Origin of the sequence: Streptosporangium sp. NPDC087985 (assembly GCF_044741965.1) — a bacterium.
GTDB lineage: Bacteria > Actinomycetota > Actinomycetes > Streptosporangiales > Streptosporangiaceae > Streptosporangium.
Genome location: NZ_JBIUTQ010000012.1, coordinates 40,181 through 64,400, shown reverse-complemented (window position 1 = coordinate 64,400; position 24,220 = coordinate 40,181). Strand labels below are relative to the sequence as shown.

Annotated in this window: 20 protein-coding genes; 7 read left to right on the top strand and 13 right to left on the bottom strand. The window is 70.4% G+C overall.

Annotation, left to right across the window (positions count from 1 at the left end; all coding sequences use genetic code 11):
- Window positions 1-118: 118 nt before the first annotated feature.
- The 3 genes from ACIN94_RS21465 to ACIN94_RS21455 form a co-directional block, all read right to left on the bottom strand.
- Window positions 119-1,612, bottom strand: coding sequence for an alpha/beta fold hydrolase (locus tag ACIN94_RS21465; RefSeq protein WP_400708589.1), 1,494 nt, complete (start codon window positions 1,610-1,612; stop codon window positions 119-121).
- A gap of 740 nt (window positions 1,613-2,352) precedes the next feature.
- Window positions 2,353-3,267 carry an RNA-guided endonuclease IscB gene (gene iscB / locus ACIN94_RS21460; RefSeq protein ID WP_400708828.1) on the bottom strand — a complete coding sequence of 305 codons (915 nt, stop codon included), beginning with the start codon at window positions 3,265-3,267 and terminating at the stop codon, window positions 2,353-2,355.
- 75 nt (window positions 3,268-3,342) lie between these two features.
- Window positions 3,343-3,849 carry an FBP domain-containing protein gene (locus ACIN94_RS21455; RefSeq protein WP_400708587.1) on the bottom strand — a complete coding sequence of 169 codons (507 nt, stop codon included), beginning with the start codon at window positions 3,847-3,849 and terminating at the stop codon, window positions 3,343-3,345.
- Between the two features lie 71 nt (window positions 3,850-3,920).
- On the opposite strand from ACIN94_RS21455, the gene ACIN94_RS21450 reads away from it, so the two are divergent.
- Window positions 3,921-4,490, top strand: coding sequence for a TetR/AcrR family transcriptional regulator (locus ACIN94_RS21450; protein WP_400708585.1), 570 nt, complete (start codon window positions 3,921-3,923; stop codon window positions 4,488-4,490).
- A gap of 91 nt (window positions 4,491-4,581) precedes the next feature.
- Entirely contained in the window at window positions 4,582-5,760 is a 1,179-nt protein-coding gene (locus tag ACIN94_RS21445) for a GDSL-type esterase/lipase family protein (RefSeq protein WP_400708583.1), read from the top strand.
- Between the two features lie 135 nt (window positions 5,761-5,895).
- Here ACIN94_RS21445 and ACIN94_RS21440 read toward each other — a convergent pair whose 3' ends face one another.
- The 4 genes from ACIN94_RS21440 to ACIN94_RS21425 all read right to left on the bottom strand — a co-directional run bounded on the left by ACIN94_RS21440 (window position 5,896) and on the right by ACIN94_RS21425 (window position 10,288).
- On the bottom strand, window positions 5,896-6,078 hold the full coding sequence (locus ACIN94_RS21440) for a hypothetical protein (RefSeq protein WP_400708581.1): 183 nt from the start codon (window positions 6,076-6,078) through the stop codon (window positions 5,896-5,898).
- A 56-nt stretch (window positions 6,079-6,134) separates the two neighbouring features.
- On the bottom strand, window positions 6,135-7,889 hold the full coding sequence (locus ACIN94_RS21435; protein WP_400708579.1) for an ABC transporter ATP-binding protein: 1,755 nt from the start codon (window positions 7,887-7,889) through the stop codon (window positions 6,135-6,137).
- Window positions 7,886-9,586, bottom strand: a complete 1,701-nt coding sequence (locus tag ACIN94_RS21430) for an ABC transporter ATP-binding protein (RefSeq protein ID WP_400708577.1) — start codon at window positions 9,584-9,586, stop codon at window positions 7,886-7,888. Before ACIN94_RS21430 ends, ACIN94_RS21435 begins: the two co-directional genes overlap by 4 nt.
- 171 nt (window positions 9,587-9,757) lie before the next feature.
- Window positions 9,758-10,288, bottom strand: coding sequence for a GNAT family N-acetyltransferase (locus tag ACIN94_RS21425; protein ID WP_400708575.1), 531 nt, complete (start codon window positions 10,286-10,288; stop codon window positions 9,758-9,760).
- 502 nt (window positions 10,289-10,790) lie between these two features.
- Here ACIN94_RS21425 and ACIN94_RS21420 point away from each other — a divergent pair.
- Both ACIN94_RS21420 and ACIN94_RS21415 read left to right on the top strand, forming a co-directional pair.
- Window positions 10,791-11,441, top strand: coding sequence for a lysophospholipid acyltransferase family protein (locus ACIN94_RS21420; RefSeq protein ID WP_400708573.1), 651 nt, complete (start codon window positions 10,791-10,793; stop codon window positions 11,439-11,441).
- A gap of 74 nt (window positions 11,442-11,515) precedes the next feature.
- Entirely contained in the window at window positions 11,516-13,147 is a 1,632-nt protein-coding gene (locus ACIN94_RS21415; RefSeq protein WP_400708571.1) for a penicillin-binding transpeptidase domain-containing protein, read from the top strand.
- 62 nt (window positions 13,148-13,209) lie between these two features.
- Here ACIN94_RS21415 and ACIN94_RS21410 read toward each other — a convergent pair whose 3' ends face one another.
- Window positions 13,210-13,488 (bottom strand): DUF3040 domain-containing protein, encoded by a 279-nt coding sequence (locus ACIN94_RS21410; protein ID WP_400708569.1) that lies wholly within the window; start codon window positions 13,486-13,488, stop codon window positions 13,210-13,212.
- 299 nt (window positions 13,489-13,787) lie between these two features.
- On the bottom strand, window positions 13,788-14,735 hold the full coding sequence (locus ACIN94_RS21405) for a helix-turn-helix transcriptional regulator (protein ID WP_400708567.1): 948 nt from the start codon (window positions 14,733-14,735) through the stop codon (window positions 13,788-13,790).
- Between the two features lie 77 nt (window positions 14,736-14,812).
- Here ACIN94_RS21405 and ACIN94_RS21400 point away from each other — a divergent pair, with 77 nt between their 5' ends.
- Entirely contained in the window at window positions 14,813-15,559 is a 747-nt protein-coding gene (locus tag ACIN94_RS21400) for an alpha/beta fold hydrolase (RefSeq protein WP_400708565.1), read from the top strand.
- Between the two features lie 38 nt (window positions 15,560-15,597).
- Here the strand turns inward: ACIN94_RS21400 and ACIN94_RS21395 are convergent, their stop codons facing one another.
- Complete coding sequence (locus ACIN94_RS21395; RefSeq protein WP_400708563.1) at window positions 15,598-16,467, bottom strand: GDSL-type esterase/lipase family protein; 870 nt, start codon at window positions 16,465-16,467, stop codon at window positions 15,598-15,600.
- Between the two features lie 164 nt (window positions 16,468-16,631).
- Between ACIN94_RS21395 and ACIN94_RS21390 the strand changes: the two genes are divergently transcribed.
- Entirely contained in the window at window positions 16,632-17,861 is a 1,230-nt protein-coding gene (locus tag ACIN94_RS21390) for an isochorismate synthase MenF (RefSeq protein ID WP_400708561.1), read from the top strand.
- 111 nt (window positions 17,862-17,972) lie between these two features.
- Here ACIN94_RS21390 and ACIN94_RS21385 read toward each other — a convergent pair whose 3' ends face one another.
- Window positions 17,973-18,602, bottom strand: coding sequence for a YigZ family protein (locus ACIN94_RS21385; protein ID WP_400708559.1), 630 nt, complete (start codon window positions 18,600-18,602; stop codon window positions 17,973-17,975).
- Between the two features lie 55 nt (window positions 18,603-18,657).
- Window positions 18,658-19,980 (bottom strand): lanthionine synthetase LanC family protein, encoded by a 1,323-nt coding sequence (locus ACIN94_RS21380; protein ID WP_400708557.1) that lies wholly within the window; start codon window positions 19,978-19,980, stop codon window positions 18,658-18,660.
- Between the two features lie 346 nt (window positions 19,981-20,326).
- On the opposite strand from ACIN94_RS21380, the gene ACIN94_RS21375 reads away from it, so the two are divergent.
- Window positions 20,327-22,621, top strand: coding sequence for an AAA family ATPase (locus ACIN94_RS21375; RefSeq protein ID WP_400708555.1), 2,295 nt, complete (start codon window positions 20,327-20,329; stop codon window positions 22,619-22,621).
- Here ACIN94_RS21375 and ACIN94_RS21370 read toward each other — a convergent pair.
- The gene (locus ACIN94_RS21370; protein WP_400708553.1) at window positions 22,597-24,219 is read right to left on the bottom strand and encodes an FAD-dependent oxidoreductase; all 1,623 of its coding nucleotides are present in this window, start codon (window positions 24,217-24,219) and stop codon (window positions 22,597-22,599) included. The genes ACIN94_RS21375 and ACIN94_RS21370 overlap by 25 nt on opposite strands.
- Window position 24,220: the final 1 nt, after the last annotated feature.

The window sequence follows — 24,220 nt, the reverse complement described above, 5'->3', positions numbered from 1 at the left end:
GGTACGGCTCGACCGACATAACCTGGATATTCCAGAAAAGGTGCGGCAAACCCCACCTTTTCCCGGACCGCGACCCGAGCGGGAGCAGCGTATGGGCGTCTTTTCTGCCGTGTCATCACTACCGGGGTGAGCAGAGGGTGCCTGCGGGGGCCAACGTCAGCTCCGTCAGATACCGGTCGGCGTACCCGGTCACGCACGGGTTCTTCGCCCGTAGGTAGACGACGTGGACGGGGCCGTCGTAGCGGACGGTGACCGAGCCTGGGATCTTGCTCACCAGGAGCTCGGTGACCGGAAAGTCTCGGTCGCCGCCAAGTCCCAGTACCGGAGGCAGGCCGACCGGCAGGGGGCGCGGCGGGTTCACCGGCCGGTGCCGCCAGCCGGAGCAGGCCAGGGCCTCCAGGCCGGTGCCGACCCCGCCGCCGAAGTCGCGGGAGATCCGCTCGCTGTAACGGCGGTCGCTGACCAGCGCCTCATACCCCAGTCTGACGAGGCCATCCGGGCATCGGGTCGCCACCGCGCCCGGCGAACTCCAGCTCGCGGAGATGCCCAGGACCTGCTCGCCGAACCAGGCGAAGTCGCCCTTGCCCGCCTTGAGCAGCGCGCCGGCGAACTCCGGTGCCTTCTCCGGAATGGGAAGGACCAGCCGGGCCAGCGCCTTGAGGTGCAAATCGGTCAGTCTGATCTCGCCCAGCCGGGCGGAAGCGTACGTGACGGGCCTGTGGCCGACGCCCTTGATCAGCTCGCGCCAGAGCTTACGCACGTTCAGCCCCCGCAGGGCGCACGCGTCGTCACCGGCGCACCAGGTGGTGAAGCGCTTGAACGCCGCCTCGGTAGCGTGCAGTTGCGCGCGTTCCATACCGCGCCAGCCCACCGTCGCGTCAGGCGTGCTGTCGAAAACCATGGAACGGATGTGTCCTGGGTAAAGCCGCGCGTACGCGGCGGCCGGAACCCCGCCGTAGGAGAAGGCCAGCATGTTGAACCTGTCCTGGCCGAGGGCGATTCGGATCGCCTCCATGTCCCTGGCCACCGAGTCCGAGTCCAGGTGGTCGGCCAGACCGGTCGTGTCGTCCTGGCGGCACCGATCGACCAGGCGTCCCAGGCCGGCGGCCTGGGCCTCGTACGCGGCGCGGTCACGCGGGTCGTTGAGAGGCAGCCCGGGAACCTGGCAGGAGGGCGGCAGATAGCGTCCTGCCGCGCTGGTGCGCGGGTTGTAGCTGACGACATCGGAGTGCTGGCGCAACTTCGTGAACGACTCCGGGGCCGAGGAAAGAACGCCTTGGATCCCCGGACCGCCGTCGGGCACGACGAGAACGCTGCCGAGGCGGAGTGCCGGATCGGTGGCGGGCAGCCGAGCGAGGTCCAGCTTGATCGTGGTTTTGCCCGGCGCGGACCAGTCCACCGGCACCTCGATCGCGGCGCATTCCATCTCCGCCGGGCCCTGGCCGGAAGGGCAGGCCCTCCAGGTGAGAGTCGGCGCGGCCTGGGCCGCTACCGGCAGTACGGCCAAGCCCAGGAGCGCGGACAGGGCCGACAGGGCGACCGGCAAGATCTTCACCCGATATGCGGAGCGGACCGGCGCCGGTCTGACCGGCCGTTTCGTTTGGTTTGTCATGCGCTCACCGTAGAGATCACGACTGGCCTGGCGACATGGCCGAGGCATCCCAAAACAAGGTGAGGCACACCCCACCTCCGTACGTGCGCCCAGCCCCACTGGAACCCCGAGGCTGTGGCAGGGGCAAGCGCAGCAGGTTCACGATCACCCCGTGACCGCCGGCGGCGGGGTAGACGACGTCCTGGACCAGGGAGGAGGCTGGTGAGGAGTTCGAGCTGGATGTCGTGGCGCCGCAGGTCCTCGGCGATGGTCAGTAGCTCGGTGGCGCCGCGGCCGAGGCGCTTCATCTTGTGGACACGGTCCGGCGGGGGCCGCGGTCTCTCAGAACTACCCCCCCATTTATGAGAATGGCACCGCGTCACATCCAGAACGGGCAGGTGTGATGTGCCCGGCTGGATGCTTCATCGGTTATCTCCAGCGTGGAGACCCGGTCCTTCAGGGCCGGGAGGAAACGCGGAACGGTGCTGCATGGCCGTCTCCTTCGCGGTGGTGTAGCCGTAGCCGTCGGCTCGCTGGGGCAGCTGGACATGGCGGTGGTGGATACCCTGCACGAGGCCGTGCCGGGTGGCGATGTTGAAACTGCCGGTGCTGCGGACCGCGACGCGGCCGAGATGGACACCCGTTCTCTTACCTGAGGGCACGACGGCGCGGACCAGATCACCCGTGGCGAACCCCTTGACCTGCTTGGTCCGGGGCAGCCGCAGCCGGGGAAAACCGTAGCGGTCGGTACGGGTACGGCATTAGGTGCCACGCCCGGTCGCCTTGACCACCAGGACCGTCGACGGCCAGGCGGTCACGGTCTCCAGTTCGCCGACGTGCAACGCGTCCAACGTGTGCGACTTGGCGGCGCCGGTGCGGGACCGGTTCCACTTCGTACGGCCGCCCGAGGCGGGGTGAACGGGCAGGCCGGTCGCCTCCAGGGCCCGCCACAGCGCCCACCGGGTCGCGTTGACGGCGGCGGCATCGCGCAACGGAGCCTTCGCCTGCCGGAGGATCTTCGCCAGCAGGGCGGGCCTGCCCGTGAGGAACGCTTCAATCGGGGTGGCGTTCTTGGCCTGGTTACACCGGATGCAGGCCAAGGTGAGGTTGCTGATCCGGTCGGAGCCGCCCCGGCTGCGGGGGTGGAGGTGGTCGAGGTTGAGCGGCGTGTCCGTCGCGCCGCAGTAGGCGCACCTGCGCCCCCATGTGGCGAGCAGGTATTCGCGGACCTCGTACCCGGCGAGGGTGCCCTGCTGGTACTCCGCCCCTTTCAGCGGCCGGCCCGCCGACATGCTGTGGGTGTCGAACGCGACCCGCTCCACGTGCACGGCCCGCACCGGCGCCCACCGGGTGAGCCGTGACATCCACGACAGGGTCGTGTCGACGCGGTGGCGCAGCGACGGCGCGAGCCATCCCTTCGGCTTGGTCCGGTTGTTGAACCGGGGCGCGCGGTAGCGCAGGTTGCGTGACCGGCGGCCCCGGCGCAGCGCGGCCCGCGTGGTGAGCTTGTCTCGGATCGCTGCGCCTCGGTGGTCGAGCTGGATCGCGTACGTTCCCCTCCGGCTTGCGCCGCGCGGGGTGAACACGGCCAGGCCGGTGTGCTTGCTGCCGGGGTCGATGCCGACGTGCACGCCTTCGACGGTCGAGGTCGCCGCGTCGCGGTCCTTGAGACGGATGACGAACTAGGTGATGGCTGGGGCTGGTCAACATGGGGCTAGCGGTGCGCGGTGCTGCACCTCAAGCCCCGGCCTTCAGACCGGGGTCGTTGACGTGGTGACCTTGGCGATGAGCGTGGCGAGGTTCGCGACGGTCCGCTGAATCTTCTCCTCCAGGGTGAGCGACTCGTGGAGCCGTGCACCGATGCCCGCATCCTTCTTGCCCCGCACGTACAGCGGGCAGGCGAGGTCGCCGCATATGTAGGCGCCCACGGAGTTGCCCTGCTGCCCGGCCTTGCCCGCCTTCGCGGCGACCATCAGCGAGACGCCCCCGGTGTGGGTGGTCATGCATAGCGAGCACATACTGCGCCGCGTCTGCCAGGAGGTGGCACTGGGGCAGCGCAGCACGAGTGCCACCAGGCGGCCGTCCAGCTCGGTGGCGAGGTAGGCACGGTCGGGGGCCTGGGGGTCACGCCAGCCGAGGAAGTCCAGGTCGTCCCAGGGCCGCTTGGCCAGGTCGCGAGGGACGGACAGGCGCTTCGCCTCGCCCTTGGTGCAGTTCACGAACGCGGTGCGGATCTCTTGCTCGGTCAGCGGATTCATGAGTGGTAGGCTAATTTGCCTAAAGCTATTAGGCAAATGAATAATGACTGTCGCTAGATGGGAGGAGAGTTATGGTTCGAGTAGGGCTGACCACGGAGCGTCTGACCCGGGCGGGGGCGGAACTGGCCGACGAGGTCGACTTCGACCAGGTGACCGTCTCGGCGCTCGCCCGGCGGTTCGACGTCAAGGTCGCGAGTCTGTACTCGCACCTGAAGAGCTCCCAGGACCTCAAGACGAGGATCGCCCTGTTCGCTCTGGAGGAACTCGCCGACCGGGCCGCTGACGCCCTGGCCGGCCGCGCCGGCAAGGACGCCCTGGCAGCCTTCGCGAACGTCTACCGCGACTACGCACGGGAGCACCCCGGCCGCTACGCCGCCGCCCAGCTCAGGCTCGACCCCGAGACGGCGGCCGCCAGTGCAGGCGTCAGGCACGCACAGATGACGCGGGCGATCCTGCGCGGCTACGACCTGACGGAGCCGGACCAGACGCACGCGGTCCGGATGCTGGGCAGCGTCTTCCACGGCTACGTCAGCCTGGAGATGGCTGGAGGCTTCGGCCACACCGCCGTCGACCCGCAGGATTCCTGGTCCTGGATCGTGGATTCCCTCGACTCCCTGCTGCGGAACTGGACCACCCCTTGACCAGCAGGGGGCCGCACCGCCGGAGGCGGTCGGCCCGCCGCATGTCAGCGCATCTGAACGATGCGGAAATCTTGATCAACAGGCTGAGGCAATGAACACTGAGTACGACTGGATCATCACACCTGTCACCACGGACATCCTGCGCGGTTTCCTCGACGTGGAACCGACGGTGCACGGCCTGCTGCCGCATCGGCTGCCCGCTCGGGCTCGCCGGCAGATCCCTGACGACCAACTAGCCATGGCCGAGGCCCAGCCCTCCGGCGTGCGGTTGGCCTTCCGCACCCGGGCCACCACCATCGAACTGGACACGCTGCCTACCAAGCGGGTCTACCGAGGTCTCCCGGCCCCGGCGGACGGCATATACGACCTGCTGGTTGATGGCCGTCTCACTGCCCAGGCCACGGTGGCCGGCGGTAACGTCCGCACGATTATCGACATGGTCACCCAGTCCGCCGAACTGCGTGAGGGGCCTGCCGGCACCGCCCGGTTCACCGACCTACCGGCGCGTGACAAGGACGTCGAGATCTGGCTTCCGCATACGGAGATCACCGAGCTGATCGCCCTGCGCACCGATGCCCCGGTCGAGCCGGCGCCGGACAGCGGGCGCAGGGTGTGGCTACACCACGGCAGTTCCATCAGCCACGGCTCGAACGCCGCCCACCCGACCGCCATCTGGCCGGCCCTGGCCGCAGCCCAGGGCGGCGTGGAGCTGGTCAACCTGGGGTTCGGCGGCAGCGCGCTGCTCGACCCGTTCACCGCCCGTGCGATACGGGACGCCCCCGCGGACCTGATCAGCCTCAAGATCGGCATCAATGTCGTCAACACCGACGCGATGCGCCTGCGCGCCTTCACCCCTGCAGTCCACGGCTTCCTCGACACCATCCGCGAGGGGCATCCGACCACGCCGCTGCTGGTCGTGTCCCCCATCCTGTGCCCGGTCCAGGAGGACACCCCCGGCCCCCTCGCGCCAGACTTCGACGGCGGGACCTTGCGGTTCAAGGCCACGGGCGATCCAGCCGAACGCGCCGCCGGGCGCCTGACGCTCAACGTCATCCGCGACGAGCTTGCCCGGATCGTCAACCAGCGGGCGGCTGACGACCCGAACCTGCACCACCTCGACGGCCGTGACCTTTACGGCGAGACGGACTACGCCGAACTCCCGCTACCCGACGAGGTCCACCCTGACCCCGCAGGACACCGCCGCATCGGCGAGAACTTCACGCGGCACGCGTTCGGCGATGGCGGCCCCTTCGCCACCAAAACCGGCTGACCAGAACCGCGGTCACGTAGACACTGATCGCGACGCGACCGTGCTGATGCTGGAGGGGTTCACGCCCGCGATGCACCCCACGGCCGCTCGCTCGTCTCGTACACGCCGTCATGATGCCGCGCCGGCCGCGGCTGCTCAGGCGGCTGTGCCGAAACCAGCGGTGGACAGGTCCTGCTCACGGAGCGGGGTGAAGTCCACGTCCAGCTTCGGGTCGTACGCCTCGGGCTGGATGCCGAGTTCGTGCGGCGACCTCGGTGGGGACCCGGTCCTCCCGCCGCCCCGCCCATGATCCGGATCAACACCAACGCCATTCACCATCGATGATCCGCACGGATTCACAGATGGCGGCTGGTGGCAGCCTCCCTACCTATGGGTCAAAACCGACCGGCGGCGCCTGCTGGATACCCTGGTTCCGGTCCTGGCTCGTCCAGCGGATTGAGCGACCACAGCCGCCGCATCTCCGGGCAGGTCTCCAGCAGCTCGTCCAACGGTCCCCGGCCGACCACCCGGCCCCGGTCGAGAACGATGATCTGGTCGGCCCGCGCCAGTACGGCAGGCCTGTGGGAGACGACCAGCAGCGTGCAGACGCCGGTGATCCGCTCCCACAGCCGCTGTTCGGTCTCCACGTCCAGAGCCGAGGACAGGTCGTCCACCACGAGCAGGTCCGGCGAGCGGACCAGTGCCCGCGCGGCGCTCACCCGCTGCGCCTGGCCGCCCGACAGCCGCACACCCCGGGGCCCGACGACCGTGTCCAGGCCCTCGGGCATCCTGGCCAGATCGCGGTCGAACGCCGCCAGCTCCACCGCCCGCTCCAGCTGGTCGGAAGGCCAGCCGAGCAGCAGGTTCTCCCGCAGCGAGGCGGAGAACAACCGCGGCACCTGCCCGGCGTAGGCGACCCGGCCGGGCACCAGGAAGCTGCCGGGATCGGTCACCCGCCTGCCGTTCCAGTAGATCGTCCCGGCCGCCGGCGGTTCCAGCCCGAGCAGGGCACGCACCAGCGTCGTCTTGCCCGAGCCGACCGCGCCAGTGATCACCGTCAACGATCCCCGCCTGATCTCCAGGTCCACCCCGTGCAGGCCGTACCCGACGGTGAGTCCCCGCGCCTGCAGCACCTCCAGCGGGTCGCCGTGAGGTGGGCGGACCACAGCGGGATGCTCCCGGCGGAACCAGACGCCGCTGTCGCGGGACAGGTCCTCTCCCGGACCCATCATCTGGGCGAGCCGCTCGGTGGAGACGCCTGCCTGGGGCATCCGCGAAAGGATCACACCGATGGCCCGCGGCAACGCGGTGAGCCACCCGACATAGGTGGTGAACAACGCCAGGTCACCCACCGTGAAGTCGCCGCGGCGCATGGCCGGGGCGGCCAGCAGCAGGACCAGGCCGATGCTGATCTCGACGGTCGCGCCGGTCGCGGTGCTCAGCAGGTCGGTCGCGAGCCGGTCCTTCACCGTCGCCTCACGACGCAGGCGGTTGTGCCGGCGCAAACGCTCCAGCGCCGCCTCCTCGGCCCCGGCGGTCTTGATCGCCAACACGCCGCCGAAGATCTCGCCGAGGTAGCCGGTGACAGCCGCGCCGAGCACGCGCGCCCGCCGGTGCAGCCGCCTGATCAGCCGGTTCATCAGACGGCTCAGCACCCCGACCGCGATCGTCGGCATGAGCAGGACCAGTGTGATGACCGGGTCGATGGACGCCATGATCGCCAGCGCGGCGGTGCTGAAGAGCGTGGCTCCGGCCAGCGGTACGGACTCATCCACGAACTCCACCACGTCGCTCACGTCGTCGCGCAGGCGGGCGAGCGCCTCGCCGGAAGAGTGCGGCACCCGTCCCCGGCCGGTCAGGATCGAGCGCAGCACATTGGCTCGCAGCAGGGCCGCCGCCGCGCTCCACCAGTAGTCGCCGTAGGTCCAGGCGATGACGATCATCAGGCCGCGGACCAGCTCCATCCCCGCGAAGGCCGCGCACAGCAGCAGCGGCACCTGACCGGTGGTGAGGTGGTCGAACAGCTGCTGCAGGATCAGCCCGCTGCCGAGCGGCAGGACGCTGACCGGCAGCCACAGCAGACCGCCGATGAGGTAGCGGCGCAGGTCGAAGCGGGCCAGCGCGGTGGCCACCGCCATGACGGGCCTCATCGGCGCACCCCCGAAAGCATCCGGGCGAACCGGCTGGCCGGGTCGGCGAGGAGATCCTGCCGTCTGCCGTACTCAATGATCTTGCCGTCGGACACGACGGCGATCTGGTCCACGCGGGACAGTGACGCGAGCCGGTGCGCGATGAGCACGCCGGTCCTTCCGGACAACAGCCGGGTGAGGCTGCGGTCGATACGGCGTTCGGTGGCCGGATCGAGCCGGCTGGAGGCCTCGTCGAGCACCACGAGCCCGGGGTCGGTGAGGAAGGCCCGCGCGAAGGCCAGCAGCTGCGCCTCCCCTGCCGAGACCTTGCCGAGCTGGGCGTCAAGGTCCCAAGCGGTGAGCCCGACTTCGGTAAGGATGGCCCGCAAGCGGTCGTCATCGGCGAAAGGCCGGAACAGGGTGAGATTGTCCCGGACGCTGGCGGCGAACAGCTGCACGTCCTGGGTGACCACGCCGATCCTCCTGCGGACCGACGCGGCGTCGACCTCACGCAGGTCCAGGCCCCCGACCCGGACGACGCCCGCCGTCGGGTCGTACAGGCGCGCCACCAGGCGAGCGATGGTGGTCTTGCCACTGCCGGTGCGGCCCACCAGGCCGAGCGTCTCGCCCGGCGCCAGACTGAGTGTGACGCCCTTGAGCACCGGCCCGTCGTCGTAGGCGAAGTCGACGGTGTCCAGCTCCAGACGGAGCGGTCCGGTCGCGGGCAGGTCCTTAACCATGGAGGACACAGGCAGCGTGCGCCGTTCGGCCAGCAGGTCACCGATGCGCCCCAGTCCGGCAAGGGCCGTCTGGTAATGGCGCAGCTGGTCGATCAGCCGCTCGAACGGCGTGCGGACCATGAGTGTGTACTGGAACAGCAGCACCGCGGTGCCGAGACTGAGCGTGCCCGACAGAGCCAGCATGAGCGCCGTGCCCGTCGCGAACGCCACGCTCGTCCCAGCCAGGATGGCGCTGCCCACCGCGTCCCGGCGCAGATCGGCCCGCCACAGTGCGGCGCTGACCTGGTGGAAGCGGCGGACGGCGTGCTCACCCGCGCCGTTGGCGCGCAGGTCCTCCGCCCCGGCCAGCCGCTCCTCCAGGTAGCCGGACAGGGCTGCGCCGGCCGCCCGCGCACGCGTGGCGGAGGGTACGGCAAGGCGCTGCGCACGGATCATGCCGAAGCCGATCAATACGCAGTAGGCCAGCAGCACCGCGCCGATGCCCGGGTCGATGGTGAACACCACCACGATCACCCCGCACAGCAGCAGCACGCCGGCCACCACGTCCAGCAGGAACGCCACGACGAAGTCGGCGACGGCGACCACGTCACCGTCCACCCGCTCGATCATCTCGCCGGGCGTGTGCCTGCCGTGGAAGGCCATGTCAAGGCCGAGCGTGTGCTCGGCCAGCCGTTCGCGCAGCCGGTTGGTCCCGTCCCAGGCCACCCTGCTGGCCAGCCAGGCGGTGACCATCCGGGCGGCCTGCCCGGCGACGGCCAGGCCGAGGTAGCCCAGCGCGACAAGGGTGAGCCGGTGGACGCCCGCGCCGCCGGCCGCGTCATCGACGAACCGGCGGGTGAACTGCGGCGCCGCGAGCGGCAGGGCCGTCGCGGCCGCGACGGCAAGAGCCAGGAGTACGGCGGGGCCGGGCCCTGGCAGGAGAGAACGGAGAACGCGCCTACCGGAGGCTGCCCTCCCCAAGGTCGACGAGGTCGACAAGCGTCATGTCCTTTGCATAGGTGACTGGGGCGTGCTGGATGGACATGAACGCGTGCCTCATTTCGCCTCCTTGGCTGAGGGGTCTGTTGATCATGAGTAGAACAGGCGCCCTACCCTGCGGGCAACCGGTTATCTGAGGGCCTTCTCCAGGAAGCCGTCCAGGTTGACCGCTCATCGCCAGGCGTCGCGGCTGATGCGGTAGAGCACCGCCGGAGGGTCCCCGGCGGGGACCCGGGGATGGGTGAAGTCATCGGCCGGATCCCTCACCATGCCGAGACGTTCCATCACCGCCCTGGAACGCAGGTTGGCCGCCGCCGTCATGGAGACGATCTCGGCCTGCCCGGCCGGGCCGAACCCGTAATCGAGTGCCGCCCGGGCTGCCTCGCTCGCGTAGCCGTACCCCCAGGCCGAGCGGGCGAGCCGCCAGCCGACCTCCAGCGCCGGGGTGAAGTGCGCCTCGAACGTCTGCCACGCCAGCCCGGTGAATCCGATGAACTCACCTGTGGCGCGTATTTGGAGCGCCCACAGCCCGTACCCGTGCTCGTCGAACGCCGACTCGATCCGGTCCACCATGGCGTCGGACTGCTCACGGGTGAGCTGCGCGGGGAAGTGCTCCATCACCTCCGGGTCGGCGTTCAGTGCCGCGAACGGCTCCCGGTCGGTCTCCTGCCATCTGCGCATGATCAGACGGTCGGTCTCCATCACGATCTCCTCCCCGGCCGGCGGACAACGGCCTGACAGCATAAGGAATCGGACATTCCGCACCTGCCGAGGCGATCCCGCGGCGGTCCACCGAAGTCGCCCCGGAGGAACATGACCTGGGAGATGGCAGAGGTCGCCCAGCCATATCGGACACGCCGGTGACCCCATGTGGAATAACAACAGGCAGACGTCGGTTACAGTAATCGTGCCGATGTGGTTTGTGTCCCCCGGGCCGCAAATTACCGCCTTCACGGAATACCGTTCGGCTGGAGCCGTGTTGTGCCTCTCGCCGAGGAGGCGACCGCCACATCGGCACTAAAACGTTCCGCCCCGCGAGAGTCCAGGCTCCTGCGGGGCGTTTCTTTTTTAGGTTTCATCCTGAAAAAAGGCCACAGCTTTGGAGGATAGCTACAAAGGTGGAGGCCCTGTTTGTTCGAGTGCGCACACGTGCCGGCTACCGGCCACCACCTAATGTGGTGAACCCGTCTCATGAGGAGAGCCCGTGCTCTATCGCCTGACCAAAATCGTCAGCGCCCCCCTTCTTCACCTGCTGTGGCCGACCGAGGTCACCGGGGTTGAGCACGTACCCGGATCGGGCCCGGCCATCCTGGCCTCCAACCATCTGTCCGTTCTCGACTCGACCTTCCTGCCGCTGGTGCTCCCGCGTCAGGTCCGGTTCGTCGCCAAGTCCGAATACTTCACCGGTAACCCCGTCACCGCGGCGTGGATGCGGGCCACCGGCCAGATCAGCATCGACCGGCAGAGTCCCACCGCCGCACAGGACATGCTGGACGCGGCCGCGCAGGTGCTCAGAGACGGCGAGCTGTTCGGCATCTACCCCGAGGGCACCCGCTCTCCCGACGGCCGTCTCTACCGGGGCAAGGTCGGAGTCTCCTGGCTGGCTCTGGCCACCGGGGCACCGGTGATCCCGGTGGCGATGAGCGGCACCGACAAGGTGCTCCCGATCGGCGCCTCGACGCCCAAGCTGGGCCGGGTGGGGGTACGGATCGGCAAGCCACTGACGTTCACCGGTTCGGAGACCAGCGCGCGCGACCGGCGCCAGGTGACCGACGAGATCATGACGGCGATCCAGGAACTGTCGGGGCAGGAGTACGTGCCGAGCTACGCGCCCAAGCGCGTCCAGAGCAAGTAGCCATTTGTCGTTATATGTCGCATTGACCGCGCTAAGCTGCGGCCCTTGGGGTCCGAGAACTAGGGGGTAGTCGGGTGCAGCGTGGTAAGAAGATCGCGATCACGTCGGTGGCCGTCGTGCTGGTGGCGGGGGCCGCCGGGGGCGGAGCGTGGTGGTTCCTGCACACCCGCGGCACCCCGCAGGAGACCGCCCAGCGCTTCACCCAGGCGTGGCAGAGCGGCAACCTGACCGCCATGCGCACCGAACTCGGGATGGCCGACCCCGCGTTCGGCAAGACATACGAGGACATGCGCAAGAATCTCGCGGTCGAGAGCACCACGGTGCGGCTGGACTCGGTGCGCGAGACCGGCGACGGCGTCGGCCAGGCCGCCTACACCACCACGCTGCGGTTGAAGAACGTCGGTGAGTGGAGCTACTCCGGTGTCCTGGACCTGGCGGTCGTCGACCGCAACTGGCGGGTCAAGTGGTCCCCCCAGGCCGTGCACCCCGACATGGCCGCCGGCGACACCTTCGCCCTGAAGACCCGCTGGCCGGAGCGGGCGAAGATCACCGCTGCGGGCGGCGAGCGCATCGACGGCGGCGATGTGGGGGGCTCGGTGCAGCAGCTCGTCGGCTACCTCGACAAGGCCACCGACAAAGACGTCAAGGCACTGGGCTCCTCCTACAAGAAGGGCGACGCGATCGGCCGGGGCGGGCTGCAGCAGACCTTCCAGCAGCGCCTGGCCGGCACGCCCACCACGGAGATACAGCTCCTCGGCGCGGACAAGAAGACCGTCAAGTCCATCGGCAAGCTCGAGGGCAAGAACGGCGAGGCGGTCGAGAGCAGCCTGGATCTGCGGGTTCAGAGGGCCGCCGTCGACGCGGTCCGCGATCTGAAGCAGACCACGTCGCTGGTCGCGATCAAGCCGTCCTCCGGCGAGATCCTCGCCGTGGTGAACAACCAGGGCGGTTTCAACCGGGCCCTGGACGGCAACTACCCGCCCGGCTCGACCTTCAAGGCGATCACCGCCGTCGGTCTGCTGGCCGGGGGAATGACCCCTGGCGAGCAGGTCACCTGCCCCAAGGACGTCAATGTCGGCGGCCTGCCGATCCGCAACTCCCACCACGCCGGATACGGAGCGGTGACCTTCTCCGACTCCTTCGCCTACTCCTGCAACACCACCTTCGCCCCGCTGGCCAAGGAGCGGCTGGGCGCCGACAGGCTACGGAGCACCGCGGAGCTGTTCGGCTTCAACAGACCGCTCAGCATCGGCGTCCCGGCCACCAAGGGCAGCTTCCCCCGGGCCCAGAGTGATGCCGAACTCGCCGCGGAGTCATTCGGCCAGGGCCGGATCACCGCCAGCCCGCTGCTGATGGCCTCGGCCGCCGCCGCGCTGGCCGACGGCACCTGGCGCCCGCCGACCCTGGTCCCCGCCCTCAAGCAGAAGTCCGAACCGCAGGAGCTTCCCGAGGGTGTCATGTCCCAGATCCACCAGATGATGTCCGCGGTGGTCACCAAGGGCACCGCCAAGGACGCGGGCCTGCCGCCGGGCACCCGGGGTAAGACCGGCACCGCCGAGTACGGCCCGCAGGACGCGCTGAAGACCCACGCCTGGTTCATCGGTTTCCGGGGCGACCTGGCTTTCGCGGTCATCGTGGAGGAGGGCTCGGGCGGCGGCGCGGTCGCCGCCCCGGTGGCCGCGCGGTTCCTGCGCGCCCTCGGCTGAGGCCGTACGAGGAGTTCCGGAGCTCGCCGGCGCGCCAACGTGCTCCTGCCCGGCCCGGACGATTAGAAGGGAAGCGCGGCGGCCTCGTGACGGAGGGCCAGGATGAGCAGCGTGGCGATCAGAGTGGCGATCAGCACCCAGCTGACCATGATGATGATCGTCGATCGGCGAGGGCGGCGGGATCTCCGCCTCTTCTTCCCGTCATTTTTGCGCCGGCCGTGCTCCTTGCGCTGGACACGTTCGTTGAACGACTCCAGTCGCGCCGCCAATCGCGGGTCCTCGTCGGTGAGGTGACGCTCGATCTGCAGCAGTAGTCGCTCCTCGTCTTGCGACCAGGCCATGCCGTACCTCCCCGGAACGCAAGGCGTGTGCGGATTTCCTGCCCAATCGTGAAGATCATTATCCATTCCGAGGCCTGCGATTTACCGTTTCTTTCCGCGCCCGCCATCAGCTCCGTTGGCGGTAGGCGTACAGGTCAGGCCAGAAAGGCGCGACGGACGGCCTACGGGGGCGAGCGGGTCTCGGCCCCACTGAAGGCGCGGCACCCCACCCTCGCTGAGAGCCTTGCCGGGGACGAGACACGGCAGGCGGTCGGAGTCGCGCGGCGCACGGCCGGGGCCGCCGTTCCGAACCCGGACATCTAGGCGCCGGCCGCCTCGACGAGCCGGCCGGCCAGCGCCCGGATCTCCCCGCGGAGCTCGTCCGGGGTGATCACGGTGAACGGCCAGCCGAGCCCGGCCAGCATCTGGGCCATCCCGTGCAGGTGTTCGGCCCGGGTCTCCAGCAGGATCCCGCCGGCGGTCTCGGTGAGCGCCGCCGTCGACGCCGGGATCCTCCGGGCCGCCTCCTCCATGGTGGTGGCCAGGAGCACCTTCACCTCGTGCCGGTACGGCACCGCCGACAGCGACCCGAGCACGTGTGCCACCGAGTCGAACTCGACCGGGGCGTCGAAGGTCCGCTCGGTCCGTGCGGCGCTCACCACCCGGTCCACCCGGAAGGTCCGTATCTCCCCGCTACTGTGATCGAACCCGGCGACGTACCAGCGCCCGGAGTGGAAAACGATGCCGTAGGGGTCCAGGTCGCGTTCGGAGGGCTCCCCCCGCCAGGATCGGTAGGCCAGCCGTACCGTGCTCCTGTTCCGGGCGGCGCCGGCGAGCGCGAGCAGCGGCCCGGCCTTCGGAGCGCTCACCGGCACCGGCGCCCCGGTGTGCCCCAGAGTCGCCGACACCGCGGCGACCCGGTCGCGCAGCGCCTGCGGGAGCACCCGCTGGATCTTGGCCAGCGCGCTCTCGGTCGCCGTCTCCCCCACCGCGAGACCGGTCCGCCGCCCGGCGAGCAGTCCCAGGACCACGGCCGTGGCCTCATCCTCGGTGAGCATCAGCGGCGGCAGCTTGTAGCCGGGCAGGAGCCGGTAGCCGCCGTGGCGTCCCCGTTCGGCCTCCACCGGCACCCCGAGCTCGGAGAGCCTCACCGCGTAGCGGCGCACCGTGCGCTCGTCCACCTCCAGCCGGACAGCGAGCTCGGGACCGGTCAGACCGGGGCTGGCCTGCAGCAACTCCAGCAGCGTGAGCACTCTGATGACAGTCATGGAAGTTCCTCAGAAACAGGACCGATTATGTCCGGATTCGATCCTAGGGTGAGCCGCGAAACGAGGAGGAGAGAAAAATGAGCACATACGTTCTGGTCCCCGGCTTCTGGCTCGGTGCGTGGGCCTGGGAGAAGGTCGTTCCGCCGCTGTGCGAGGCAGGCCACGACGTCCACCCGGTCACCCTCACCGGCCTCGGCGACCGGGCGCACCTGGCCGGTCCCAGGGTCAACCTCGAGACCCACATCCAGGACATCGTCAACACCGTCGTCTTCGCGGACCTGCACGACGTGATCCTCGTCGGCCACAGCGGCGCCGGGGCCCCCGTCACCGGCGCGGCCGACCGGATCCCCGAGCGCGTCGCCCGCGTCGTCTACCTCGACAGCGGCCCGCTGGCCGACGGCATGACGCAGCTGGACGCCAACGAGCCCGAGTGGAACGCGTTCATCGAAAAACGGGTCGCCGAGCAAGGCGACGGGGTGGGCTACCCGCTGATCTCCTGGGAGGAGCAGGAGCGGGCCGGAGCGAGCCTGGAGGGGCTGGGCGAGGCCGAGCGCGGATGGTTCGCCTCCCGCGCGACCGCCCAGCCGTACGGCGCCTTGACTCAGCCGCTGACCCTCAAGGGCGGCGCGGACAAGTTGCCCAAGACGCTCATCGCCTGTTCCTTCCCGCTGGAGCGGGTCCACGCGATGATCGCGGCCGGTCACCCGTTCTTCGCGGCGCTCGCCGGACCGGAGTGGAGCTTCGACGCGGTGCCCACCGGCCACTGGCCGATGTTCTCCAAGCCCGCGGAGACGGCGGCCGCGCTCGCCGCACTGGCGAGCTGAGACCCGCCGGGGAGCGCCCCCTCCGCTCCCCTGCGAGGTCAGGGCTGGACCCCCGGATCCCCCACGGGTTCCTTGGCCCAGTCGCGGACCGCCTCGAAGGTCTTCTCGGCGATCAGCTGCTGGCCTGCGGCATTGGGGTGGAAGAAGTCCCACTTACTGAGGTGGTTCAGCGTGAACCGGGTGGTGAACAGGGCGTTGCCGTCGAACCTGCAGGCCGGCCCGTACTCACCGCAGACCCGGGCCAGGGCGGCGTTGTAGGCGACGATCCTGTCACGCACCCGGTCACGGCGCGCCCGGTCGGCTGCGGCGGTCGAGGCGGCCCTGGCCAGCATGGTGGGGCAGATCCGGCCGACCGCCCAGAATCCGCGTGCCACCACGTTGTCCCTGCCGACCCGCCACAGCCGTTTGAGGTCGGGGATGCTCGCCACGAACACTCTGCCGTCGGGGCGTCCGGCCTGGAACAGCTTCAACGCCTCCGCGACCCGGCTCTGGTAGACCGCCACCGGGGTCATCAGCCGCTCCTCGGGCACGCACGCGTCCTGGGCGCCGACCAGGACCGTCACGTAGTCGGCGCGCTGCGCGACGGCGTCGGCCATCTGCCCGGCGAGGGCGGCGCTGGTCGCGCCGGGGACGGCGAGATTCACATTGTGCCCGGTGATGGTCTCGTCCAGGTTCTGGAATCTGAGGTAGTGGCTCAGGACGGCCTGGCTGTCACCCGAGGCCCAGGAACGCGCGGCGCAGGGGACGTACCAGCCGCAGGCGTTGAACCCGGCGCTGATCGAGTCTCCCGTGGCGGCCATCACCGCGGGCCGCCACGGCTCGGTGGCGTTCACGGCCGCCGAAGGGGTCGTCCAGGCGGCCGTGAACGCCACGACCCCTGTGAATGCGGTCACAGTCCTGCGAGCCATGGCACCTCCGGCTGAGAGATCAGGTCCGCTTCGGATGTATCACCGCAGGACAGCCGGGCGCTCTCCGTTGACCGCGTGTCATGGTTTTCTTGACAGAGTGTGGCGGCTGTGCGGACTAGGCAATAGCCGTCGAACACGTTCAGTTTCCCGCATAGAGTATTCCGGTGAGTGTCGCGCTCGGATTAACCCGCCCCCTCGTGGTGAAAACCACACTCGTCGATGACCCCGGCGACCTGCTCACGCGACTTCCCGAGGCCGCCCCCTACGCCTGGATCAGGCATGGTGAGGGTCTGGTGGCCTGGGGGGAGGCCGCGCGGGTGGACGTGCCACCCGGTCCCCTGCGTTTCGAATGGGCCCGTGCTTGGCTGTCGTCCATCTTCAGCGAGGCCCACGTCGACGACGAGGTGGCTGCCCCCGGCTCGGGTCCGGTGGCCTTCGGCTCGTTCACCTTCGATCCGGACGCCCAGGGCTCGGTCCTCATCGTCCCGCAGGTGGTCCTCGCCCGCCGCGACGGCCGCGCCTGGCTGACCACTCTCGGCGAGGAGCGACTCGATCTGATCACCCCGCTCCGCGATCCCGGCAGGATCCGCTACGGCGACGGCAGCCTGACCGCCCCCGAGTGGGAGCACGCCGTGTCGCGCGCCATACAGCGGATCAGGTCGGGCCGCCTGGAGAAGACCGTGCTCGCCCGCGACCTGACCGCCACGGCCGAGCGGGGGATCGACGTCCGCCTGCTGCTGTCGCGTCTGGCCCGTCGCTATCCGGAGTGCTACACCTTCTCCTGCGCCGGCCTGGTCGGCGCCACTCCCGAACTGCTGGTCCGGCACACCGGCGAGACCATCGAGTCTCTGGTGCTGGCCGGAACGGTCTCCAGGGGCACCGACCGGGCGGACGACGAGGCACGCGGTGCCGCCCTGTTCGCTTCGGAGAAGGACCGCTACGAGCACACCTGCGCGGTGGAGTCGGTCCGGGAGTCTCTGGGCCCGCTCTGCTCGGAGCTGAAGGTGCCCGAGGAGCCCGAGCTTCTGGTCCTGTCCAACGTCCAGCACCTGGCCAGTCCGGTGACCGGGCGGCTGTCGGCCGGCGCCTCGGTCCTCGACGTGGTGGCGGCCATGCATCCGACCGCCGCCGTCGGCGGCACTCCCACGGATACCGCACTTGGTGTCATCCGCGAGCTGGAGGGCATGGACCGCGCCGGTTACGCCGGTCCGGTCGGCTGGATCGACGCCCGGGGTGACGGTGAGTGGGGCATCGCGTTGCGCTGCGCCCAGATCGCGGGCCCGCGGGCCCGGCTGTTCGCCGGCTGCGGCATTATGGGCGACTCCGTGCCGGCCGCGGAGCTCGCCGAAGCCCAGGCCAAGTTCCGCGTGATGCAGTACGCCCTGGAGGGCTGAGACACCTTCATACCGTCGCCGGGGCCGGCCTCCGCAAGGGGGCGGCCCCGGATGCGTCGTTCCGCGGAAGACGGTCTTCCTGCCGTGGGTGCGCACCGTGGCAGGCAGCGGTCAGGTCTTCCTGAGATAGACCGTCTCTCCGGTCTCGACCTCCGCCCGGCCCGCCGTCAACGTGCCGATCCAGTCGGGGAAGGCGGCCAGGTCCGCCTCCCGCACCGCGACCCGGAAGCCGACCTCGGCGCCGTAGACGACCTCCCTGACCTCGTACGGCGAGACACGCAGGTCGTTCTCCAGCCGCCCCGCCTGGACGTGGTCCACGGTCACCGACATGACCCTGGCGGGCACCATCCCGACCAGGGGCGCGAGGTCCAGCGTCTTGCCGACCGACGAGCCGTAGGCCCGGACCAGGCCGCCCGCGCCCAGCTTGACCCCGCCGAAGTAGCGCGTGACCACTGCCACCACGTCGCCGAGCCCGCGGCGCAGCAGCGTCTCCAGCATCGGGGTCCCGGCGGTTCCGCCGGGCTCTCCGTCGTCGTCGGCCTTCTGCACCAGCCGATCCCCACCGATCACGTAGGCGGAGCAGTTGTGCGTGGCGTCGCCGTACAGCCGCCTGCGCCCGGCGACGAACTCCCTGGCCGCCTCCTCCGAGACCGCCGGGGCGAGCGCGCAGATGAACCGTGATCGCTTGATCTCGATCTCGTGCTCGATGACGTCTTCCAACGTGAGGTACGGCGCAGCCATCCCGACAGGTTATCGGCGCGCGCGGATCGGCCGGGCGGGGGACGTCCCGCAGCGCTCACGGCCGGCGGAGCGTCGCGGCGGGCAGTGGGATGGCCGGGAACGGGTTATCCGGCGGCAGGATGAGCCGCCGGGCCTCCTGCGGACGGGTGGCGGCGTCCAGGTGGAGCAGCGCCGCCCCGATCCCCGCCGCGCCGACCATGTATCCCGTGTCGGCGGTGACCTCCCAGGGCCGCAGCCGGCGATAGGCCTGGTACCACCGGGAGCCCTGCCCGTCGTGCCGGGTGGCCCGGCCGATCAGGTCCGCCCCCAGCTCGTGGGCGAAATCCAGGTGGTCCTGATGGCCGGTCGCCGCCCAGAGCCCCACGGACAGTTCCACCAGACCGGCTGCGCCGCAGCACTGGCACGCCACGTTCCAGTGACCCGCCGTCCGGCGGCCGGGGGTGCCGCTACGGACGATCCCCCTGGCCAGCCGCTCCACCCAGTCGAGGTCTCCGGCGTCGCCCGCCACCCGGTACAGCTCGTAGAACATGCGCGCCACCCCCGCGGAGCCGGAGCAGAACCCCAGGTAGTGCAGGTCGCGACCCTGCGGGAGGTGGTGGGGGACCATCGCGCATCGCTTGGTCACGACACTGATCGCCCGGACGAAGTCGGCGCCTCTCCTGGCGGCCTTCAGGAAACCGGCCTGTCCGGTCAGGCCGTAGAGGCGGGCGAGCAGGAAGGCCGTGCCCGCCGTACCGGAGAGGAAGCCGGGTGTGACCGCGTCCAGCGGCAGGTCGGCGCAGGCCCCGTCACCGAACCGGTGGCCGGGTACGGCGAGCGAGGCGATGCGCCTGCCCGCCTCGACGGCGATCTCCTGGTAGGCGGGGACGCCGAGGATCCCGGCGGCGTGCAGGAGCCCCAGAATGATCCCGCCGTCGCCGCGTTGGGCGGGATCACCGGTCCAGCCGAGGCCGCCGTCGATGGGGCGGGCGCTCCGCACGATGTGGTCGGCGACAGTCCCGGCTTCGACCTCGAAGGAGCTCTCGCCGGTGGCCCACCCCGCCTCGGCGAGCACGAACGCCACCCCCGCCAGGCCGTGGTGGAGGGAGAGATCGGCCTGCTCCCGCCAGGTGGCTGCCAGATAGCGGGCTCCGGCGACGGCGTCGTCGAGGTAGCCGTCGTCTCCGGTGGCGGCGGCGAGCTCGAGGAAGAACAGGACGATGCCGGCCGCGCCGGAGTACAGCGACAGAGGCTGACCGGGCAGGGCGGACCGGCCCCGCACGTCGGGATTGGCCTGCCAGTGCCGTCCCCGCTCACCGTCCACGGCCGCGGAGCGGATCCAGCGCGCGGCGTTGACCGCGGTGCGCAGCGGGCTCGCGGCCCCCGGTTCCGGGCTCATGGCGGCTCCTTCGTGTGACCCGACCATCAATTTACCCTAATTTCCTACATGTTCAATAGGTAATCTCGGAGCCCCGGTACCGGTGACGACATCCGAGCACCGGCAGATTACTACGCCGGCCGGCCGTCCACCCGGATAGCGGCTCTGGAGTCCGGACCCGCGGGCAGGCGCCATGCCGGGCGCGGGGACGGACCGGCCCTCTTAATCAACCTTTTGAGGATGAAGTTCATAAAAAGGGCATCAACCTGGGTAGTTCTTCCGATGGAGTGTTCCGCCCCCCGGAACGTGGCGTCAGAAATCATCGGACAGAGAGCTGAACCCATGACCCCAGATCCGGGAGAAGACGATGCGCGGCCGGGGGCCTGAGTGGGCGGCGATCCTCCAGTCGCTGGAGACCGTCGCGGACACGACCGGCAACGTGGTGCTCGTGGAGGGCGAGCCGGGAATAGGTAAAAGCCTGCTGCTCGCGGAGGCGGCGGCCATCGCGGCCTCACGGGGGACGGCGGTGGCGACCGGCCGGGCCGACGAGCTGGGACGGCTGATGCCACTGGGGCCGTTACTCGGGGCCCTGGAGGAGTCGCCGGCCGCGCCGACCGTCGTCAGGAGCAACTTCCCCGACGGTCCGGGGCTGCTGATGTGGCTGGCCGAGCAGGTGCGGACCGCACTGGAGAGGCGGGCGGGGGAAGGACCGCTGCTCGTGACCCTGGACGATCTCCAGTGGGCCGACCCCGCCACACTCATGGCCCTGCGGGCGCTGCCGTCGCGGCTGGCGTCCCGGCCGCTGGCCTGGCTCCTGGCCCGCCGCAGCACTTCGGGCCACGGCGGCTGCGACCGGCTGTTCGATCTCCTGGAGGCGGAGGGGGCCACCCGGATCACGCTGCGCCCGCTCGACGACGACGCCGTGGCCGAGGTCGTCGCCGACGCCCTGAACGCGGCCCCCGGAGAGAGGCTGGCGGCGCTGTCCGCCCAGGCAGGCGGCAACCCGTTCCTGCTCCTCGAACTCCTGACCGGGCTGCGGGAGGAGGGCGCCGTACGGATGGGTTCGGGTCTCGCCGAGCTGACCGGGACGGCGCTCCCCCAGCGAGTCCACAGCGCCGTCCGGCGACGCCTCGGCGAGGTGAGCACCAAGACCCGGTACCTGCTGGAGGCGACCGCGGTGCTCGGGCGCTCGTTCTCCCCGGCGTACGCGGCCGAGATGCTCGGCGAGACCCCGGCCGCGCTGCTCCCCGCCCTGGAGGAGGCGCTGGCGGCCGGCGTGCTCATCGCCACACCCGACGAGCTCGCGTTCCGGCACGAGCTGGTGTGGCGGTCGATCGTCGAGACCGTGCCCGCACCGGTACGGCAGGCGCTGCACCATCAGATCGAACGGAACCCGCCCGGCCGGCCGGCTCCCGGGCAGCAGCACGCGGACGGTGCCGCCGCCGATGCGCTCGTGGCCCTGTCCCTGATCGCGTGGGACGAGGGCATGCTCTCACGCGGACTGGACCTGGCCCGCGAGGCCGCGGAACTGCCGGGCAGCGGGCACCACCCGCAGCCGAAGGCGGTCCTGACCACGATGCTGACCGATCTGTGGCTGCTCGACGAGGCGGAGACGATGCTGGCGAGTGCCGAGGAGGAGGCCGCCGGACAGCCCGTCTGGAGCGCCGAGATCCCCGTCCTGCGCGCCCGCCTGGACCTGGCCGCCGGCCGGTTCGGCAGGGCGATCGAGCAGGCCGAGGCCGGGCTGACCGCCGCCGACACCATGGGCGCCCCCGCCCTCGCCTCCTCGGCGCTGTCGGTGCTGGGCACCGCGTCGCTGCGGGCCGGCGACCTGCCCCGGGCGATCAGGTACCTGGAGAAGGATCAGGCCAGGGGGGCGCGGGGCGCACCGCCGTACGCACGGCTGCGGTCGGAGCTGACGGCCGGGCGGATCAGTGAGGCGCGCGGCGGAGCGGCGAGCGGGATGAGCTCGCTCAGCCGCGTCTACGACGCGCTGCCCCGGCACACCGGGGCGCTGACCAGCGAGCCCACGGCCGCGGCGTGGCTGGTGCGGGTGGCGATGGCCGTACGGGACGAGCGCCGGGCCGACGCCGTGGTGGACGCGGCCGAAGGCATCGCCTGGCGCAATCCCCGGCTGCCCAACCTCTCGGTGGCCGCCGCTCACGCCCGCGGCCTGCGCGACCGCGATCCGGAGGCGCTGGGCCTCGCCGTGGCCGAGCACGCCGACCCGTGGGCCCGGGCCTCCGCGGCGGAGGATCTCGGCGTGCTGCTCAGCGCGGACGCCGACGCCCGCGGCCTGGCCGTCGACAGCCTCAACAGCGCGCTCTCCTGCTACGCGTCGGTGGACGCGATCCGCGACGCGGCGCGCGTACGGGGGCGGCTGCGCCTGCTGGGCGAGCGGCGCCGCCACTGGATCCGGACCGAGCATCCCGTATCGGGGTGGGCCAGCCTCACCGGCACCGAGCGCGCCGTCTGCGACCTCGTCGCCCAGGGGCTGACCAACCGGCAGGCCGCAGAGCAGATGTTCATCAGCGAGCACACCGTCGCCTTCCACCTGCGCCAGGTCTTCCGCAAGCTGTGCATCCACTCGCGTGTCGAGCTGGCCCGGCTCGCCGTACAGGAGAGCATCCACCCGGATCAGCGGGGCTCCGGCTCCGCCTGACGTGCGAAGTGCTCGTGCACCAACCGGACCGCCATGGAGCCCTCTCCCACGGCCGAGGCGACCCGCTTGGTCGACTGGCTTCTGACGTCGCCCACCGCGAAGACGCCCGGCAGGCTGGTCTCCAGGGGCAACCCGTCGGGGAAGCCGGTGCGGACGAATCCCCTGTCGTCGAGGGCGATCTCGGGGGCGAGCCAGGCCGTGCAGGGATCGGCGCCGATGAAGACGAACATGGCCCGCGTGTCCAGGCGGAACCGCTCCCCGGTGTGCGTGTCCTCGGCGACGGCGCCCTTCAGTGAGCGGGTGCCGACGAGCTCACGCACCTCGGTGTGGAGCATCACCTCCACCGTGGGATTACTCTCGATCCGGTCGACGAGATAGCGCGACATGTCCTTGGCGATGTCATCACCGCGGATGAGCAGGCGCACCGACACCGCGTGCTCGGACAGGAAGATCGTCGCCTGCCCCGCCGAGTTCCCGCCGCCCACGACCATGACCGGTTCACCTCGGCAGAGCCCGGCCTCAGCCAGGGTCGCGGCGTAGTAGACGCCGTTGCCCTCGAAGTCCTCCAGCCGCGGCACGTCGAGCTTGCGGTAGCGTGCCCCGGTGGCGACGACGATCGTGCGGCCCTCGATCGGCGGCCCGTCGCGGAGCCCGATGACGTAGTGCTCGGCCTGCCGCTCGATCGAGACGACCTCGGCGGGCATGCCGAAATGCGCGCCGAACTTTCTGGCCTGGATGACGGCCCGCTCGGCGAGCTCTCCGCCGGAGATCCCCGAGGGGAAACCGAGGTAGTTCTCGATGCACGACGAGGTGCCCGCCTGCCCACCGGTCGCGACCGCGTCGAGCACCACGGTGCGCAGCCCCTCCGACGCCCCGTACACCGCGGCCGCCAGGCCCGCCGGTCCGGCTCCCACGATGACGAGATCAAAGACGTCCTCCGGCACCGACGGCACCGGCAGGCCGATGGCCCGGGCCAGTCCGGCGTTGCTGGGATTACGCAGGACCTGGTTCCCGCCCAGGATCACGACCGGCGTCTCGGCCGCCGCTATGCCGAGATTGTGCACCAGCGCCTCGGCCTCCCTGTCCTCCTCCAGGTCGATCCACCGGCACGGCAGCCGGTTACGGGCGACGAACTGCCGCAACCGGCGGGTGTCCGGCGAGTAGCGAGAGCCGATGATCCTCAGCCCGGCCCCGGTGCGGATGAGCATCGACCGGCGGACCATGAAGGCCCGCAGGATCAGATCCCCCAGCTCCGGATCGTGGACGACGATCTGCCGCAGGCGCCAGGCGGGGACCGCCAGAACCTCGCCGGCCTCGCAGACGACCACCGTCGTGAACTCCTTCTGGCCGGTGAGAATCCCAAGTTCACTGAGGAAACGGCCCGGCCCGTGCACCCTCGCGACCCGCTCGTCCTGGATGACGGCCGCCTTCCCCGCCAGGATGACGAAGAAGTCGGAGCTGCTCTCGCCCTCACGGAGCAGGACGTCACCCGTCCGGGCGGGCCGCCGGGCTCCGTGGGTCGCGAGCCTGGCGATCTGCTCGTCGCTCAACCGGGGAAAGGCCCCATGGTGATCGGGTGTCTCCGCGAACGTCTCCATC